Annotated in this window: 15 protein-coding genes and 1 tRNA gene; 7 read left to right on the top strand and 9 right to left on the bottom strand. The window is 58.3% G+C overall.

The window, feature by feature from the left end:
- Window positions 1-2: 2 nt before the first annotated feature.
- Window positions 3-1,418, bottom strand: a complete 1,416-nt coding sequence (locus tag BW950_RS10840) for a COG3014 family protein (protein WP_076489324.1) — start codon at window positions 1,416-1,418, stop codon at window positions 3-5.
- A 39-nt stretch (window positions 1,419-1,457) separates the two neighbouring features.
- On the bottom strand, window positions 1,458-2,063 hold the full coding sequence (locus BW950_RS10835) for a penicillin-binding protein activator LpoB (RefSeq protein ID WP_076489323.1): 606 nt from the start codon (window positions 2,061-2,063) through the stop codon (window positions 1,458-1,460).
- Window positions 2,064-2,173: 110 nt separating this feature from the next.
- On the opposite strand from BW950_RS10835, the gene BW950_RS10830 reads away from it, so the two are divergent.
- The 4 genes from BW950_RS10830 to BW950_RS10815 all read left to right on the top strand — a co-directional run bounded on the left by BW950_RS10830 (window position 2,174) and on the right by BW950_RS10815 (window position 6,084).
- Window positions 2,174-2,977: a hypothetical protein gene (locus BW950_RS10830; RefSeq protein ID WP_076489322.1), complete on the top strand. Its 804-nt coding sequence runs from the start codon at window positions 2,174-2,176 to the stop codon at window positions 2,975-2,977.
- 33 nt (window positions 2,978-3,010) lie between these two features.
- The gene (locus BW950_RS10825; RefSeq protein ID WP_076489321.1) at window positions 3,011-4,213 is read left to right on the top strand and encodes a FecR family protein; all 1,203 of its coding nucleotides are present in this window, start codon (window positions 3,011-3,013) and stop codon (window positions 4,211-4,213) included.
- Window positions 4,214-4,274: 61 nt separating this feature from the next.
- Window positions 4,275-4,348, top strand: a tRNA-Ala gene (locus BW950_RS10820).
- Between the two features lie 89 nt (window positions 4,349-4,437).
- On the top strand, window positions 4,438-6,084 hold the full coding sequence (locus BW950_RS10815; protein WP_234969091.1) for a coiled-coil domain-containing protein: 1,647 nt from the start codon (window positions 4,438-4,440) through the stop codon (window positions 6,082-6,084).
- 108 nt (window positions 6,085-6,192) lie between these two features.
- Here the strand turns inward: BW950_RS10815 and BW950_RS10810 are convergent, their stop codons facing one another.
- From BW950_RS10810 to BW950_RS10795, 4 genes are read right to left on the bottom strand one after another with little or no spacing between them, the layout of a single operon-like run.
- Window positions 6,193-6,486: a hypothetical protein gene (locus BW950_RS10810; protein WP_076489319.1), complete on the bottom strand. Its 294-nt coding sequence runs from the start codon at window positions 6,484-6,486 to the stop codon at window positions 6,193-6,195.
- The gene (gene lspA, locus BW950_RS10805; protein WP_083943945.1) at window positions 6,483-7,031 is read right to left on the bottom strand and encodes a signal peptidase II; all 549 of its coding nucleotides are present in this window, start codon (window positions 7,029-7,031) and stop codon (window positions 6,483-6,485) included. The genes BW950_RS10810 and lspA overlap by 4 nt, the downstream gene beginning before the upstream one ends.
- A 9-nt stretch (window positions 7,032-7,040) precedes the next feature.
- Entirely contained in the window at window positions 7,041-7,805 is a 765-nt protein-coding gene (locus tag BW950_RS10800) for a Nif3-like dinuclear metal center hexameric protein (RefSeq protein WP_499697552.1), read from the bottom strand.
- Window positions 7,802-8,785 carry a sugar-binding transcriptional regulator gene (locus BW950_RS10795; RefSeq protein WP_076489318.1) on the bottom strand — a complete coding sequence of 328 codons (984 nt, stop codon included), beginning with the start codon at window positions 8,783-8,785 and terminating at the stop codon, window positions 7,802-7,804. The genes BW950_RS10800 and BW950_RS10795 overlap by 4 nt, the downstream gene beginning before the upstream one ends.
- Before the next feature lie 253 nt (window positions 8,786-9,038).
- Between BW950_RS10795 and BW950_RS10790 the strand changes: the two genes are divergently transcribed.
- The 3 genes from BW950_RS10790 (at window position 9,039) to BW950_RS10780 (ending at window position 13,613) form a co-directional block, all read left to right on the top strand.
- Window positions 9,039-11,429 carry a Lon protease family protein gene (locus BW950_RS10790; RefSeq protein WP_076489317.1) on the top strand — a complete coding sequence of 797 codons (2,391 nt, stop codon included), beginning with the start codon at window positions 9,039-9,041 and terminating at the stop codon, window positions 11,427-11,429.
- A 166-nt stretch (window positions 11,430-11,595) separates the two neighbouring features.
- Window positions 11,596-13,092, top strand: a complete 1,497-nt coding sequence (locus tag BW950_RS10785) for an HDOD domain-containing protein (protein ID WP_234969090.1) — start codon at window positions 11,596-11,598, stop codon at window positions 13,090-13,092.
- Between the two features lie 104 nt (window positions 13,093-13,196).
- Window positions 13,197-13,613 carry an OsmC family protein gene (locus BW950_RS10780; RefSeq protein ID WP_076489315.1) on the top strand — a complete coding sequence of 139 codons (417 nt, stop codon included), beginning with the start codon at window positions 13,197-13,199 and terminating at the stop codon, window positions 13,611-13,613.
- Here BW950_RS10780 and BW950_RS10775 read toward each other — a convergent pair whose 3' ends face one another.
- The 3 genes from BW950_RS10775 to BW950_RS10765 form a co-directional block, all read right to left on the bottom strand.
- Window positions 13,614-14,471 carry a TrmH family RNA methyltransferase gene (locus tag BW950_RS10775; RefSeq protein WP_076489314.1) on the bottom strand — a complete coding sequence of 286 codons (858 nt, stop codon included), beginning with the start codon at window positions 14,469-14,471 and terminating at the stop codon, window positions 13,614-13,616. It abuts the gene before it with no gap.
- Complete coding sequence (locus tag BW950_RS10770) at window positions 14,471-15,616, bottom strand: iron-containing alcohol dehydrogenase (RefSeq protein WP_083943943.1); 1,146 nt, start codon at window positions 15,614-15,616, stop codon at window positions 14,471-14,473. The genes BW950_RS10775 and BW950_RS10770 overlap by 1 nt, the downstream gene beginning before the upstream one ends.
- Window positions 15,617-15,808: 192 nt before the next feature.
- A complete protein-coding gene (locus BW950_RS10765) occupies window positions 15,809-16,096 on the bottom strand; it encodes a flagellar biosynthesis anti-sigma factor FlgM (protein ID WP_076489312.1) in 288 nt (95 codons plus the stop codon).
- Window positions 16,097-16,227: the final 131 nt, after the last annotated feature.

The following is a 16,227-nucleotide window of genomic DNA, read 5'->3' as shown; positions in this document are numbered from 1 at the left end:
GTTCAGCGAATCAGAAACGAGGAGATCAGGTTTGGAGAGTTCCTGTCCACCTTCACGGTGCCCACCTGATCAACATGCACTCGGGATGATCCCCGATAATACTCCACAGCGATGTCGTACTCGCCCGAGGGGAGATCCCACTCGCCAGCGTAGGCGTAGGCGGGAAAGTATCGGGAAATACGAAGATCGGCCTGCTCGCTTGCATCCAGGGCAATATCAGTTGCTATGGATCCGGCAAGCCCCGCAGCCATTCCGAAAAGGGAACCCGATCCGGCCTCACGCATGGCCTGCCCCGCCCGCTGACCGGCGATGCCCTTTATTATCGTCCGGGTCACGGTCTTCAGAAAGATGATCGGCTCCCTGATCTGGAAGGTATCAAGGGCGATCTGCTCCATGTTTTCCAGGAGCTGGACATCCCCCAGGGGCCTCCCGTCGGCCATAACCCGTATCCGGGTGATCTCGGAGCCTCGCAGCTGCATTCGGGGCAACTCAAACTTGAAGCGGTAGCCACTCTGAACCCCCGGAAAGGCGAAGCTATGATAGCCTTCTATAACCCGGCCCAGGTGCTCATCCTCCTCGGCGCGAACAATATCAACAGCACCGTCACGGGTGAGAACCCACAGAGTCTGGGCAACCTTGATGGGAGAACGCCCCGTGAAGACCAGCACGCTGATGCGGGCATCGTCGGGACGCTGCATCACCTCATCGGTGAAGGGAAGGGGGAAGTCATAGAGGTTTGACTGCTCCCGGAAAGCTTCCTGGAGAAGTTCCCAATCGATCCTGACCCCGTCCATATCACCGTCGCCGCGACGCAGAACCAGACTGAGGTACCGGGCCAGGGCGCTGCTGTAGAACCGGCTCTCGCCTGGCTGAATCTCGGGCCCCTCGGCCTCATCGGCCTGGGCATAGCCCTTCGCCAGAGACTGGTACTTGTCCTCGAGAAGGTTCAGCTTGATGTTGATCCTCCGGGCCTCCACCAACGCGCCGTCGGTCTGCCCCAGGGCATTGAAATTGAGTGCCTTGAAGACGTTCAGGTAGATGTCCTCAAAATCCTCCCCGGCGTAATCGCGCATGGTATCATTGATCAGAAAGGTCGCTGCAGCCTGGCTGATACTTCGCGTGAAATACTCCTCAATGAGCCGCTCGGCCTCGCTCAACCGCTGCGAACTCTCCGCAGGAGAATCGGCGTAGTGAAGCAACATCCCCGAATCGAGGTAGTAGAGCACGCCGTCGCGCCGCCCGTAGAGGGTGTCAACGTTTTCCTCCACAATCCGGGCTGCACGGGAAAAATCACCCTGCTGTGCCGCCTCGTCAGTTTCAATGAAGAGGGTATTCCGTGTCGACGCACAACTGGACAGAACCAGGACAAAAAGGGCCCCCGCCAGGGCCCGCTTGATAACTCCGGCAGGACTAAACATGCCTGTTACTCCTTCTGACTGGACAGCCTTCACTGCGCCCTACCAACGCGAGCGCCGCTGTTCAATCAACTTTTTAATTTCCTTGTTTCCGATCCACACGATCTCGTTGCTTTCAATGTTAACAAGTTCCATATTGACGGCGTAGGCGATTGCCCGCATCCCCTCGATGGCGTCCACCGTGGAGGATATCGATCCGCGCAACATAAAATCGGCCCCCGTCTCGGCACCAAGGCGCGCCACCGTCTCTTCCCGGGCCTGGGTCTGCTGATCCATCCGCTCTGCCCGGATCTGCTGGCGAGCCTGCTCTCCTGCCACAAAGCGAACCATGCCGCTGTTTATGAGCTCCCGCTCGATATCTCGGATGAAGGGAGTCGTATCAATGTGCTCGGAACTGAGGTTCCGGACATCGCCAACCACCACCACAGGCGAGCCGCCCTTCTGCGACGAGAACTGGTTTAACCAAGGTCTGGCCAGAACGTCGTCGATCATCTCCTCTGCCACAAGCCGGGCATCGGTATCGTTCCAGCGACCGCTCAGGTCAATCTGGGCGTCGGCAGCTGTGCGTTCAACCGTTCGGCTTGGCGTTGAACAGCCCGCAAAAATCACAGCAAGCCCCACCAGCAAAAGTCCTGTTATCCTTTTCATTCTTCTTTGCCTCCAGCACGTACGTTTCTAGTGTGAAGTTTAGGTTTCGCCCTATCCTTTGTCAATGAATCGGTTGATTTTCCCCATTCCTGCCCCTATAGTTGAGGGTAATGGCAAAGTTGAATTTCGGAATTATCGCTGGAGTTATCCTCCTGATCCTGGGGTGTTCATCCCAGCCCGAGGAAAAGCCCCGGGAAGCCGCCCGGCAGCGGACACAGGCAACCTCTCTGGACATGCTCATGAGTGACCTCACCCCCCGAGACGGTCGGCCGGTGTTTTTGGGCATTTCACCGCGGTTACGCAACCGTGACGAGGAAGAAGACCGGGCCATCCTCCACGTGGCGGAGCAGGCATCCCGCTACACCCGTATGGCTGCACGGTATCAGCTCGTCACCCAGCGGGGAGGACGTGCTGCAGAGTTCCTGGACGACATCATCACCGACTGGGATGCCGATTATGCCCAGACCCTGGTGGAACACGTGGAGGTCCTTGAAAGCTTCCAGGATCATCAGGGCACCTACATTGTAGCGGCTGTCTCCCAGGTTCCTGCAGCACCCCGGGTTGCGCTGAAAGGGCTGGGAGGATCCGGTGAACCGGAGTGGGTAAACCGCCCGCCCGCAATCCCGGGGTTCCTCGTCACGGTGGGAACAACCCTGCGGAGTCACCGCCTGCGCAACAGTATAGACACCGCCGATCAGGATGCGCTCAAGGATATCCTCTTGTTGTCCGGCGCCAGCGTCCGCACACTGGAAGACCGGCGCGATGTAGAACGGGTGGGTACCTTCGAGCAAACCCTCAGCGCCCAGGAGGCCTCGGCGGTGCTCAGCCAGTTCCTGGTGCTCGCCCGCCACACCTCGGCCGATGGAAGATACTTCTACAGCCTCGTTGTGGCCCGGGAAGATCTGGGACAATAGGAAGAAGGCCTGCCTGATTTCAAGGAGACTCCCATGAACAAGATCCTGTACACGACACGACCCTCGAAACCATTTTTATCGTCCCTGCGTTTTAGCCGATGGCTTCGCCCGGTCAGACCCTCGCGCGCCGTCAAGGGGCTTCTTCTCCCGGGCCTTATCCTGGGAGGCCTCCTGGTGTCCTCTCCAGCGGTTCTCGCCGAATCAATCGGCAGAATAGAGTATATCGAAGGCGACGTGGCCTTGATCCGGGACGGGGAGATCCTTGATGAGTTCCAGATCAACCCGGGAGATCCTCTGCTGGAAATGGATGTGATCCAGACGGGGTTCGACGGCTACGCCGAGGTTCTCCTGACCGCCGGAGGCCGCTCCACCGTTCGAATACAGGAAAACACAGCCTACTATATCGAGGTAGAACCCCAGACCGGCGGAGGAGAGAACACCCGGCTCCGTCTTCTTTCAGGGTCAGTGGAGATGGCGGTGCAGAATGTGTCGCGAAACTCCCAGGTAAACGTGGAAACCCGATCGGCCGTGCTGGGAGTCCGGGGAACGGAGTTTGATGTTCTCACCGCACCAGACGAGAGCACCCTGGCAGGGGTTCGTGCCGGCCAGGTTGAAGTTTCCTCAAGCGGACAAAAAGTCCTGGTCGATGGCGGATCGGCAGCAGAAGTCCAGCAGAACCAGGCCCCTCGTTCCCAGACGGTACCAGAGGGTGACTTCGATCAGTTTTACTCTGTCTGGACCGAGGCCCGGTTGCAGGCCTTCCGAAGCGGGGCCCCAACATTCATCAAGGCCTACGTCCGCCGGTTTAACGACACAGAGCCGGAGTTTCAGAAGGCCTACCGAGAACTCATGGCTCACCGAAACCGGCTGGAGAGAGAAGCATCCCGCACCGGAACCTCTCTCGGGGGGGATATGCGTCTCCGCACCGAGGTGAGCCCTGCCCTCATCAAGATGCGCAGCATCCTGCCTCTCTTCGAGAACACCGTATACCGCCTGGAGGAACTGAGCCGATTCCACGCCCAGGGCATCGGTGAAACCACCATCGACGGAGTCCGATCGGGTGATTTTTTTGCCCGCTTCTCCCGGGTGGAACAGAATCTCCGGCGTCAACTGGGAGAGGTTCGCACGGTCTTCCGGCTCTACCGGGTGATTGAACAACGCAGCTTTGGCGGTCTCCCCGAGGGATCCGGCGGTCCCTTTGGCGGGGGAAGCCCCATCAACTCCATGGGGTTCTAAAATGATCGCCCGGGTCTTGACACAGAACCGGGTGAAAGGGTACAACAGGTCACATCGAATTGGGGGTGTAGCTCAGCTGGCTAGAGTACTTGAATGGCATTCAAGGGGTCACGGGTTCGACTCCCGTCACCTCCAATTTTCCACCTTTTAAAAACCCCGCCACGGCGGGTTTTTTTTTACCCTGCTATCTGTTTCTGCTTCAGACCCATGACCTGTGAAATGAAATGGTATACACTAGTGTCATGAGTTCCTCCTTTGACACAAGCGATAATCTCTTTGTCTCGCCCGAGGCCTCGGAACAGGATACGGAAGCCCCCCGTTTTGCAGACCTCTTTGATGAAGATCTTCCTGATGATTTTCAGGATGACCCCGACGCCGACGAGAAATCTGCGATCCAAGAGAGGGTCCAGAAGATCGAGACCCTCTCGGAGGACCCCAAGCCGTACTTCCGCAATGCCAACTTCTACCAGGAGGCCCTCACCGGCGAGGGGGAGGTGGCAAAACGCCTTCACAGTACCCTGGCGCAATTTCTGAAGGCCGATAACCCCGAAGACCGATCGCTATACCGAAACCGCCTCATTCCCGTCTACTGGGACCTGGCTCGTTCCCTGGCGCTCAAGGCTTATGGGACGATGCCCGAGCCCAAGATGTTGCTCCTCCGCTTTGGTGTCCTCCTGCCCACCATGCTCGACAAGGACCAGCGCCTCATGATCGCCCAGATTATCCAGGACAATCGTTGGGGAGAGCCGATTCACTACGTCGATGAATGGCTGAAGGGAATCGCTTCGGGAAGTTTTACGCTCTCCGCTACCGATGAGACCAAGGCCGCCACGGGCCAGCAGGTGTCCCGCCTCGCCCGTCAGGTTGAAACGGCTCGAGGCAAGGTAGAAGCCCAGCTGATGCTCATCAAAACCCGCAACGAGGAAATGGAATCGATTGAAACCTCCCTGAGGCGTCTGGTGGGGGATCTCACAGAGCGGGAAGTCCGTTACGAGACTCAGCAGAAAGGCCCCTACACCGATGCCCAGCGCAGCATCTTTGCCGACATATCGGCCGATCTCCGCCGCCTGAGCCACCAGGGACGGGAGATGGGCCGGGCCTACCTGGAACTTGAACGCTACCAGGACGCTCTGGCCGATCTCAAGCGGCAAGCCGAGCAAGCCGGAGAAGACATCGATGCCGTTGACACAAAAGCCTCCATGGAAGAGATGGGAACGATCCGGCAAATGGCAAAACTCTGCGTGGGTCGCCAGGGCAATCACTTTCCCCTGCTCTCCCGCCAGTACTTTCGGGGTGGCCTGGCCTCGGTGGGGACACGAGAGAACGTTCACAATATTCTGGCCGATGTGGAACATCTTGATCAGGGACTCTTCCTTCGTACCTTCAAGCAGAAAACCACCAGAATTGTACCAAACATTATCCTGGTCCCCTGTTACGGAGATCTGGGTATCTGCTGGGAACCCTTCGAGCGGTACAACCGTGCCACCAGCCGCGGTCGCCTGGCAATCCCCATGTACAGCAAGGATCTGACCACAGCGGTTATTGCTGCCCTGGGGGATCTCCGGTGGCAGGTGGCGAAGGAACGCGCAGCCCACTACTGGATGGAAGAGGGCCTCACGGGGTGGTACTACCAGTGGTTTTCCGAACAGCGCATGAAGGGCGACGTGAAGGATCAGTTCATCCAGGATTATATCCTCTGGATCACCAAGGAGAGCAACGGAACCCAGAAGATGCCCCGGGAAGTCCGGGATATCTTCTGGCGGTACATTCCCTTCCCCCAGGAGGTGAAGGAGACCCTGAAAAACAGGGGCTTTGTATACCAGGATCTGTACAAGAAGGATCAGAACCGGGCCATGTCAGTGGGATATTAGCGGGTATATCTTAGAGGCCACCCTGGCGTAGCCGGCCCGCAGAGGAACCGCACCCCGGAAGAGGGGTGCCCCGGAACGCCGCAGGGCCTCCAGGATTCTTCAGTGTTGTTACTCCGGAGAGCGTCGCCCCTTCCCGTCCTTCCCGAAAAGAGGGCCAAAATACTTCTGAAGATCGTAGGTCCGTGAAGCCCACCGCATAAGCCGATGATACAGCAGATAGGTGGATATCACCGATGCCAAAAAGAGCACCATCAGCATCACCTGGTTTACCTGGGGAGGTAGCGATGGCGCCACAAAGCGGGCGAAGACCACCAGGAAAAGCACAAAGAGCACCATCATCATGAGGATGTTCACCACTGTAGCAGCCAGAATAAAGAGAAACGTATTGACGCGTTTATTCATGTTCCCTCCGATGAAGGCAGAAGAACAAAGAGGACCAGAAAGATCCCCCCCACCACCACGGCAGCATCGGCCACGTTGAAAGCCGGCCACCGCTCCATTCCCAGAATGCCGTAAAACTTGAAATCAAGAAAATCGACGACCCCCAGAGGCCGGAAGATCCTGTCGACCAGGTTTCCCACGCCTCCCCCCATGATCGCAGCAACACACCACCGTTGCCGTTGCGGCAGATCGCTGCTCAGGTAAAAGGTACAAAAGAGAACCACCAGAACAACAACCGGCAGGAGAATAAACAACCCTTGCCGGACCAGAGGCGGCAACCCCTGGCCGATGCTGAAGGCAATTCCCAGATTTCGCACATGAAGGATCCGAAAGAAATCACCCACCACGGGAAGTGTGTAACCGGCTTCGTAGTAGAGCGGCACCGTAGCAACAACAAGGGCCTTCGTGATCTGATCCAGAATGACGATTCCTGCCAGGAGGATCAACGGCTTCAACAGCTCCCGCTGCGGAGGATCACCCAAGGTGGTTTTATAGGATCTGGTCAAAGAGAGACCTCACAGCCCGGTGGGAACATCGAGAAAGGTCGTCTCGATTCCCGTATCACTCGCAAGTTTTTCCGCAACGGCCCGTACCCCCCATGTCTCAGTAGCGTAATGCCCTGCGAAAATAGCATTAATCCCGGACTCCCTGCAACGGTGGTACGCTACATGGTTGGCGTCACCGGTTATGTACAGATCCAGACCCTGCCGGATCGCCTGATCGACTTCCAGAGGAGCTCCTCCGGAAATGAGCCCCACCGACTCGACCCGGGGCCGACCAAAGGGAAGAACCGCCAGGGGGGTAAAAGCGGGACCGAAAAGGCGTTTCTGCACCTCGTCGAGACTCAAAGGTTCGGTCAGACGCCCCGATACACCAATTGGAACATTTCGCACCAGACCGAAGGGTTCGACATCGGTCAAACCCAGGACAGCGGCCATACGGGCGTTGTTGCCCAACGAAAGGTGCGCGTCCAGGGGAAGGTGAACTGCGTAGAGCGCCAGATCCTTCTGGAAAAGCGTGAAGAGCCGCCTGTAGTGAGCTCCCCGGAGGACTTCTTCACGGCCCCAGAAGATTCCGTGATGAACAAAGAGAAGATCTGCACCCCAATCGGCAGCCTCCTCGAAGACCTGCCGGGCAGCATCGACGGCAAAGGCGACACGGCGAATGGTCTGGGCCTGCCGGGAAACCTGCAGGCCATTGCGCGATGAATCTATTCCGGCAAACTCATCGATAGGGAGTATTTCGTGAAAATAGGCATCAATTTCCTGCAGGGTCATCATGTCTCGAGGTCTCCACAATCACCGGATCGGCACAGGAGCCGGGCCGTGGGTTCATCGAGGATGAGTTCACTCATGAGACGCGCCTTGAGGGCAGCCCTCAACCCGGGAACCTTGTTCCGGCCGCTGACAACACAGATCGCCCGCTTCACCTTCCGATAGAGCGACAGCGGGGGACCACTGGCCCGACTGTTCAGAGGAATATCTTCCCAGCTTCCATCTTCGCGGAAGAATACCGTTGCCAGATCACCAATAACCTGCTCACGCTCAAGCTCCTCCATATCCTCGGGATCCAGATACCCTGTGGAGTAGACGTGACTGGGGACCCCGGCGTTCACGGAGCCGATACTGTAGAGCAGCACGCTGGCGTTCTGTTGCAGATCGATAATTCGCTTGACGCTCCGCTCCTGCCACATGGCCGCTTTGGTCTCCCGATAATCAAAGAAGGTGGGGACGGGAAAGAGCATCACGTTGGCTTCGTAGTTCTGGGCAAAGTGATGGAGAATGTTTGCGGCGTAGCGGTTGTCAGGAGTGAAGGTGTTGCCGGAACCGTTCAGCTGGACTACCCGCAGTTCGGGAACCCGGTGGGGGATCAAGTTGGAGGCGATCTCGCTGATTGTTGTCCCCCAGGCGATCGCCAGAATATCTCCGCTCGAGAGAACCGAGTTCAGGTAGTTTGCGGTGTATCGAGCCACCCGTTCCAGCCACACAACCTCGCCCATTAACTCCGGGGCCGGTACAATGTGAACTGCATCGAGACCAAAGGTATCCCGAATCTGCCGCTCCAGTGGAGAGAGAGCCTTCTGGACATTGACAATTTTTATCTCCACCATTCCCGAAGAACGGGCATGGGAGAGGAGTCGGCTCACTTTTGGCCGGGAAAAGTTCATTTCCCGGGCTATGGCCTCGGTGGTCAGCCCCTGGTAGTAATACATTGTTGCTACACTAAGGGCTTCCTGATAAATTCGATCTTCCGTATTCATAATATTAGCTTAATCATTGTAATCACACCTCTGAACGTTTGCAACAGAAAAAATCCCCGTCTCGGCAGCACAATATACCCCGCGATCCGGCTTTTTCCATGGTTCCCGCCAGGACAGTCCCTGAATCTGTTTTTTGCCCTGTCCTGTTCTGTCCTGTTCGGGACTGTGCCAGGCTGTGTAGTGCCATCGGGCCTGCGAAATCTCCGAGCCTTCAACTTGTCCGCATGCACAGAGCCCGGTATACTCTCTGGCAATGCAAAAGTCTTCAGATCGATTCCGCCTGGATCCGGCCCTTGTGCGCTACACTATCTGCGAGGAAGAACTCGCCGGCATCCGGCCCAGCTATATCCACCACCGTATCATCGGGCAACCCCGGGCGGTGGAGGCCCTGAATCTGGCCCTGGCGATCCCGGCAAAGGGCTACAACGTTTTCGTGGCAGGTCAGGCCGGGACCGGCAAGCGTACCGCCGTGATGCGGATCCTCAAGGACCAGCCCTTTGATCCGCACCAACTGCGGGATATCGCCTATGTGAACAATTTTCACCAGCCCGACCGCCCCCGGGTTCTCTCCTTTTCTCCAGGTGATGCTCTCCGGTTTCGCCGGAAGGTCCACGATCTCATCGAAACGCTGAAAGAACAGCTCCCCACCATTCTCGAAAAAAGCGGGTTCCGGGAAGAACGGGACCGTATCATGCTCGATACGGAACAGCGCGAAGCCTCAGCCCTCCAGTCTTTCGAGAGCGATCTCTCCCGGGAAGGGTTTACCATCGTCCAGATCCAGGAAGAGCAGGAGCAACGAAGCGATATCAGTCCTGTGATTGAGGGAACCCCCGTGCCGATGGAGGAGCTTCAGAAGCACGTGGCCCAGGGATCCCTTGAGCCTGCCCGGGCCGAAGCCTTGCGCCGGCGCTACTACCAGCTCATGGATCAGATGAACCAGATTTTTCTCTCCCTCCGGGGCGATCGGCTGGTAGCGGAGAAACAACTCCGCACCCTCCAGAAAGAGACGATTCAACCTCTTCTTGACCAGCTTGTCCTGGAGGTGACCGATGTATTCCAGGGAGAAAAGATCCACCACCACCTGGAGGAGCTCAAGGAGGATATCCTTGAAAACCTGGAGCTCTTCATTCCCCAGGATCTGTCCCGGGACCAGGAGATCCAGCAGGAACTCCAGCGCTACAACATCAACATCGTCCTCGACCACAGCAATACCCGGAAAAAGCCTGTTATCTTTGAAAGCCATCCCGATTACCAGAAGCTCTTTGGCTCCCAGGACAGCCTTCCCGACGGTGATGGTGCCCAGGGGTTTCTTACCCTCCGCGGCGGAAGTCTCATCGCGGCTTCGGGGGGATACCTGGTCCTCCGGGCTGAGGATGTGCTCAGCCACGACGAGATCTGGGCAAGCCTTAAGCGGGCTCTCCAGGACGGTATCACCGAGATACGCACCCCCCCCTCACCCTTTGGAGGGCCTCAACAGAACCTGAAACCCGAGCCGATCGAGCTCAACCTGAAGGTCATCCTCATGGGGAGCGAGCATGTCTACGAGATTCTCTTTCACCAGGACGAGGAGTTTGGAAAACTCTTCAAGGTCCTGAGCGAGTTCGATTCGGTTATGGCCAACAGCGCGGAAACGCGCAAGGCCTACCTGGATTTCATGGAGATGATCTGCGAGGAGGAACAGCTTCTGCCGCTGGATCCCGGCGGGAAGGCAGCCATTCTGGAATACGGTGTGCGTCTCAGCGAGTTCAGGGACAAAATCAGCACCCGCTTTTCCCTGATCGCGGACCTGATCCGTGAATCGAACCACTGGGCACGGCAGAGCCAGACCGCGGCGATCGGCCGCGCGTCGGTGGAAAAGGCCCGGGACATGCGCCGCTTCCTCCATAATCTGCCGGAAGAAAAGTTTGACGAGCAACTTTCCTCGGGCGAGATGATTCTCCAGGTCACGGGCCACCGGATAGGGGCGATCAACGGGCTTTCCGTCCTTGACCGGGGCTATTATGCCTTTGGCCGCCCCATGCTGATCACCGCCCGGGTCGCCCCCGGATCCGACGGCATCATCAATATCGAACGGGAAAGCGGACTCTCGGGAGAGATCCACGACAAGGGGATCTATATCATCCAGGGATTTCTCCAGGCCACCTACGCCACCACGTTCCCTCTCTCGATCAACGCCAGCATCGGCTTCGAGCAGAGTTACGTCGAGGTCGACGGCGATTCCGCCTCTTCCACCGAGATCTACGTTCTTCTCTCGGCTATCGGGGATATTCCCTTGCGCCAGGATATTGCCGTCACGGGAAGCGTAAACCAGTTCGGTCAGATCCAGCCCGTGGGCGGGATCAGCGAGAAGATCGAGGGCTTCTTTGCCACCTGCCGCCTCATGGGCCTTACGGGAGACCAGGGTGTGCTCATTCCACGAACGAATGTCCAGAACCTGATCCTTTCACAGGAAGTTCAGGAGGCCATAACGGGGGAACAGTTTCACATCTACGCCATCGATACGGTGGACGAGGGAATCGAGATTCTCACGGGACTTCCCGCCGGAACACGAGGAAACGACGGGCACTTCCCCAAGCATACCGTAAACGGCAGGGTGGAACGGCGCCTGCGACAGATGGCGGAGCAGGTCAAGGACTTTTCCTGATCGGTTCCTGAGATCCTTCGTTACGGGAAGATGCGGTGGGCGTGGACCGGGTTGCTCCCGGTCTGCCCGAAATGAGAACGATTACACTTTTCCCGCTCTTCCTTTCTTGCGGCCTGAACCGGTGCCGTCTATACTTGTCTGTATGAGTGGCGAGAAGGCACCTTCGATGATGCAAAAAGTCCGCGCGGCAGCTCGCGCACACAAACCGATCTCTATCAAGAGTTATACCCTTCCTCACCAAACGGAAATGCAGATTGAGGAAATTCTGGGGGCGTTCCTGAAGGAGCTCAACCGGGATGTTCTCAAGGACTCTCTCGCCTATTGCCTGCGGGAACTTACGACAAACGCAAAAAAGGCCAACACCAAGCGTGTGTACTTTGAAGAGAAGGAGCTGGACCTCTCCAGCGACGAGGATTACCGCCAGGGCATGCAAACCTTCAAGCAGGAAACCCTGGACAACATCGGCTACTGGCTGGAAAAACAGGAGGCGGCGGGTCTCTACGTGCGGGTGAGTTTTCAGATCCAGGGCAAGGATCTCCATATCCGCGTGGCCAACAACACCCACATCACACGAAAAGAGCAGATCAGGATCTACGACCGCATCGCCCGGTCCCGGGCATTCCGGAGCCTCGAGGAGGCGATGACGGCGGTTCTGGACGATAGCGAGGGGGCTGGCCTGGGGATTGTTATTCTGGTACTGATGCTCAAGAAGCTGGGCCTTGACGAAGAGGCCTTCGATATCGACGTGGAGAACAATGAGACCGTGGCGCGCCTGGTAATCCCCATGGACGAGACCAAGGGAGACCACCTCACCCACATGTCCCAAGAGCTCACCGCCCACATTCAGTCGCTTCCCCAGTTTCCCGAGAGCATCATGCAACTGCGGGCACTCCTGGACGATCCCGATGCCGAGGTCACAGAGATCGCAAGAACGCTGGGCCAGGATCCGGCGCTTACGGCGGACCTGCTCAGAACGGTGAACAGTGCCCGTTACATGCTCCCCCGCAAGATGGACAACGTCGTAGAGGCGGTAAAGGTGGTGGGGCTCCGGGGGCTCAAGCAGATGCTGTTCAGTTACGGAACACAGCGGGTGCTGGGCGACGGCTCGGAGAACGCTGTCTCCCGTGCCCTCTGGGAGCACAGCCAGCGCGTGGCCTTCTACGCCTACGGAATAACCCGCCACGTGAGTAAACGAAAGGACCTCCTGGACGATGTCTACGTGGGAGCGATTCTCCACGACATGGGCAAGATCGTCTTCTCGAATATTCACCCCGATACGGTTGAGAAGATCAACGATTTCTCCCGCAAGAAGGGAATCCCCTCGTCGGTCTTCGAGGAGATGAGCGAGGGGATAGCCCATGCCGAGGTGGGGGCCCAGCTGGCCCAGCGGTGGAACTTTCCCGACGTGCTGATTGAGACGATCCGGCACCACCACGCTCCGCTGAAAGCCCCTCCCCGATACCGGGATGTGGTGGCCACGGTTTTCCTGGCAAATACCCTGGCCAATATGGATGCCGACGAATACGAGCTCCTGGACGGGCGCGTGTTGCGTCTTTTGGGGGTGGAATCTCCCGAACGGCTCCGCCTCATCCACCAGCGCCTCCAGGAGCAGTACGATACCGAATACGCCCACCTGGACCATCGCCGCGATAGCTCTTCCTGAAACTGGCAGAGCTCCTTTTTCTTGACCGGCAGCAGAAAAAGAAGCATGTTCTTTCTCCTCCCTCGGGGAGAGAAACATCTATCAAAGGCCGCAAAGGAGGCGTTATGGCAGCAGAAACAAAGGCACGCTGGCGGGGGGACATGTCCTTCGATATCGAGTTGCAGGGACACTCCTTCATAGTGGATGCCGACGAGTCCGTGGGCGGTTCAGACCAGGGACCTCGTCCCAAAGCCCTTCTTCTGAGTGCGCTGGCAGGGTGCACCGGGATGGACGTAGTTTCGATCCTCAAAAAGATGAAGGTTCCCCTGGAACGTCTGGAAATTTCCGTGGCCGGGGAAAACTCGGAGGAACACCCCAAGGTCTACCAGGATGTACAGCTGGTCTACTCCTTCTGGGGCGACAACCTGGACGAGAGCAAGCTTGAAAAGGCCGTGGAGCTGTCCCAGGAGAAATACTGCGGAGTTGCGGCTACTCTGAAAGGCGTGGGAAAGATAACCCACCGGATCCGCTGCAACCCGTAACTATTCCGGCCCGGCAGAGTCTGTCGGCCCGGCCAGGTGGTTCAGGTGATTCAGGAGTATTCCCGCCGCAACACCCACGTTCAGGGACCCCTTTGGTCCCTGATGGGGTATCGTCACAATCCCCCCCGAGAGGCGAGTCCTCTCCAGAAGAGGTGCTGACACCCCCTTCTCCTCATGGCCCAGGATCACCACGGCCGGGAAGGTAACCCCGGCCCGGGAGAGGGGTGTTCCTCCCGTTTCGAGCGCGTACAGCCGTGGACGCTCCTGCCCCGGAGCAGGAAACCGCTCTTCCAGAAGAGTCCGGGCATCCTCCTCGGTTCCGACCAGACAGGGAATCATCCCCTCGCTTCCCATGGCTGCCCGAAGAAGCCTGGGATGATCCAGCGAGGGACAACCGGCTCCCAGAACAACCCCGGCGACCCCGAAGGCGGCGGCGCTGCGAAGAATGTTTCCGGTGTTGAAGGGGGACCGCAGGTGTTCCAGATAGAGCACTAGGGGTATCGGACGATACTCCCGGCCATCGGGAGCAGCCAGGGATTCCCGGGAGAGCCCCTCCCGGAGCGGCTCCTCCTCCACCATGACCCCTGCTTCCCGATCAAGAACATCCCGCAGGATCAGAAAGGAACGGTCCCGGGGATCACCTCCTTGAGCAAGAAAAGCCACGGCTTTCCCGGCAGCCTCCCGCAGAGGGGTCGTCCGCCGGGAATCGTCCCGGACCGCCTCCAGGACCCGGGCCAGATAGAGGGGATCGCACAGCACCCGGGGCCGACCCTCCTGGTCCAGAGTAAAGAGGGGCAACAGAACCCGACGCAACCCGCCGGACCCCAGCGAGGGTATCCGGGAAGGAGCCCGCCTCATTAGTACGCAGCCGAGACCAGCCGTTGCAGCTCCTGAACCCCCGCTCCCCCGGGAACATGCGCCAGCATATCAAAGTCGGCCACCTGTTCTGCACAATGGGAGAGCTCGTCCAGGGTCACATCGAGATCCCGAAGCCGGGCAGGCAGATCAAGATGGCTCACCAGCTTGCGGATACCCCGCGCGGCCCGGGGGGCGTCACCAGCTGGGGAGATTCCCTCCAGGGGTTCCCCCAAAGCGGCGGCAACCCGGGCTGCCTTCTCGACATTCTGGGTGCTCAGGGTCTCGACAACGTGGGGCAGAAAGATACTGGCGACCCAGGATTTGGGAAGACTGAACCGGGCATTGATACCGTAGGCCAGAGCGCCCCCCGCCCCCTGGCCGGTCACGGCCAGAGCCAGGGCGGTCATCAGACCCGCCTCGGCGGCGCGCTCCCGAAACCGGCTGTCGAGAGGATTTTTTACCGCTGTCAGGGCCGATCCATGGAGCTCCTGAATTGCCCGCTCCAGGAGCGTGTCGGAATAGAGGGATGACCGCGTGGAGAAGAACCCCTCGATCGCCGCCAGGAGGGTATCCATCACCGCCGCCAGGGCGTACTTGGCCGACAGCGTCTGGGAGAACTCCGTTTCCAGCACCACAGCCTTCACGGTGCCGGGACAGGTCCGGACCATCCGGGCCCGCTCGGAACCGGAATCGCGCAAAAGGGCCTCGTCACGCATGAGAAGATGGTTCCGGAACGACGAGGGGACCTCAATATAATCGACCGAGTCCCGGGCGGTTTTTCCCTCCAGAAGGTCCCGCACGGTCAAGGCTGAAGCGGCGCAGTTGGCCACACACCGGGCTACCGAGAGGACTCTCATCCCCCCCAGACCAAGAACAACCTGGGTTTTGCTGGCCCGAGCCAGCGAGGCGATTTCATCCACCCGGGACGAGGCGGAACTCGGCATGAGTTCGTCGTAGACCATTACGTCCAGACCCGATCGCCTCAGTATCTCGGCGACGCGCTCGATATGCCCTCCCTCGTGGAGGACACCTTCGGTGACGACAAGTGCCCGGGTTCCCCGCTCCCGAGCCAGCGAACCTACCTGGGTCAATACATCCTTGCCAAAGACAACAGTCGACGGCAATCTGAGAGATATGCTACGCATGGGCTTTACATTCCAGTTATCACGCTATAATTACTCACAATCATCCGGCCCTGGCTCACCACCCGGGACCAGGCGACAGATCCAAACACAGGTAATCATAATCATCTTTGGGAATTATTTCACGCGGAATCAAAAAAAAAGCAGCGCCCCCGGTGGAGGTGCTGCTGATATATGCAAACCAGAGGAGAAACACTAGCCCAGATCGAAGACGGAGAGGATCTCCTCCGCCACGGCCTCGACTACCTTGTCCGAGATGTAGGATGGATCTTCAAGCTTTCGGCGCACTTCCTCGACACGGTCCTGACGGATATCGGGAAGCCCCCGCACCTCTTCCAGGGCCTGCAGGACCTCTGACCGGGCCCGCGCCTCATCGGAGAGAGAGATCGCGTCACCAGTTTTTGCCCCTGCCGACTTGGCTGCTTTTTCAGCTTTGTGGTATCTATGAATCGGGTCAATCGGCCCAAGCCGTTCAATCGTCATCGATTGATCCATCCTTTCATCAACATTATCGGCCCCTCACCCCATAATTTTAACGGCTTTTATCAGTCCATACAAGGAGAACGAACTCACCTCGTGCCGGAATCTCGCCGGATTCTACAAGACTGGCCACT

It is taken from the genome of Alkalispirochaeta americana, from assembly GCF_900156105.1.
In the GTDB taxonomy this organism is placed as follows: domain Bacteria; phylum Spirochaetota; class Spirochaetia; order DSM-27196; family Alkalispirochaetaceae; genus Alkalispirochaeta; species Alkalispirochaeta americana.
This window is presented reverse-complemented; position numbering and strand designations above follow the sequence as displayed.

Bases quoted from the DNA above. Each gene is read 5' to 3' on its own strand.
- BW950_RS10840 (WP_076489324.1), bottom strand. From the start codon at position 1,418: ATGTTTAGTCCTGCCGGAGTTATCAAGCGGGCCCTGGCGGGGGCCCTT.
- BW950_RS10835 (WP_076489323.1), bottom strand. From the start codon at position 2,063: ATGAAAAGGATAACAGGACTTTTGCTGGTGGGGCTTGCTGTGATTTTT.
- BW950_RS10830 (WP_076489322.1), top strand. From the start codon at position 2,174: ATGGCAAAGTTGAATTTCGGAATTATCGCTGGAGTTATCCTCCTGATC.
- BW950_RS10825 (WP_076489321.1), top strand. From the start codon at position 3,011: ATGAACAAGATCCTGTACACGACACGACCCTCGAAACCATTTTTATCG.
- BW950_RS10815 (WP_234969091.1), top strand. From the start codon at position 4,438: ATGGTATACACTAGTGTCATGAGTTCCTCCTTTGACACAAGCGATAAT.
- BW950_RS10810 (WP_076489319.1), bottom strand. From the start codon at position 6,486: ATGAATAAACGCGTCAATACGTTTCTCTTTATTCTGGCTGCTACAGTG.
- BW950_RS10800 (WP_499697552.1), bottom strand. From the start codon at position 7,805: ATGATGACCCTGCAGGAAATTGATGCCTATTTTCACGAAATACTCCCT.
- BW950_RS10795 (WP_076489318.1), bottom strand. From the start codon at position 8,785: ATGAATACGGAAGATCGAATTTATCAGGAAGCCCTTAGTGTAGCAACA.
- BW950_RS10790 (WP_076489317.1), top strand. From the start codon at position 9,039: ATGCAAAAGTCTTCAGATCGATTCCGCCTGGATCCGGCCCTTGTGCGC.
- BW950_RS10785 (WP_234969090.1), top strand. From the start codon at position 11,596: ATGATGCAAAAAGTCCGCGCGGCAGCTCGCGCACACAAACCGATCTCT.
- BW950_RS10780 (WP_076489315.1), top strand. From the start codon at position 13,197: ATGGCAGCAGAAACAAAGGCACGCTGGCGGGGGGACATGTCCTTCGAT.
- BW950_RS10775 (WP_076489314.1), bottom strand. From the start codon at position 14,471: ATGAGGCGGGCTCCTTCCCGGATACCCTCGCTGGGGTCCGGCGGGTTG.
- BW950_RS10770 (WP_083943943.1), bottom strand. From the start codon at position 15,616: ATGCGTAGCATATCTCTCAGATTGCCGTCGACTGTTGTCTTTGGCAAG.
- BW950_RS10765 (WP_076489312.1), bottom strand. From the start codon at position 16,096: ATGACGATTGAACGGCTTGGGCCGATTGACCCGATTCATAGATACCAC.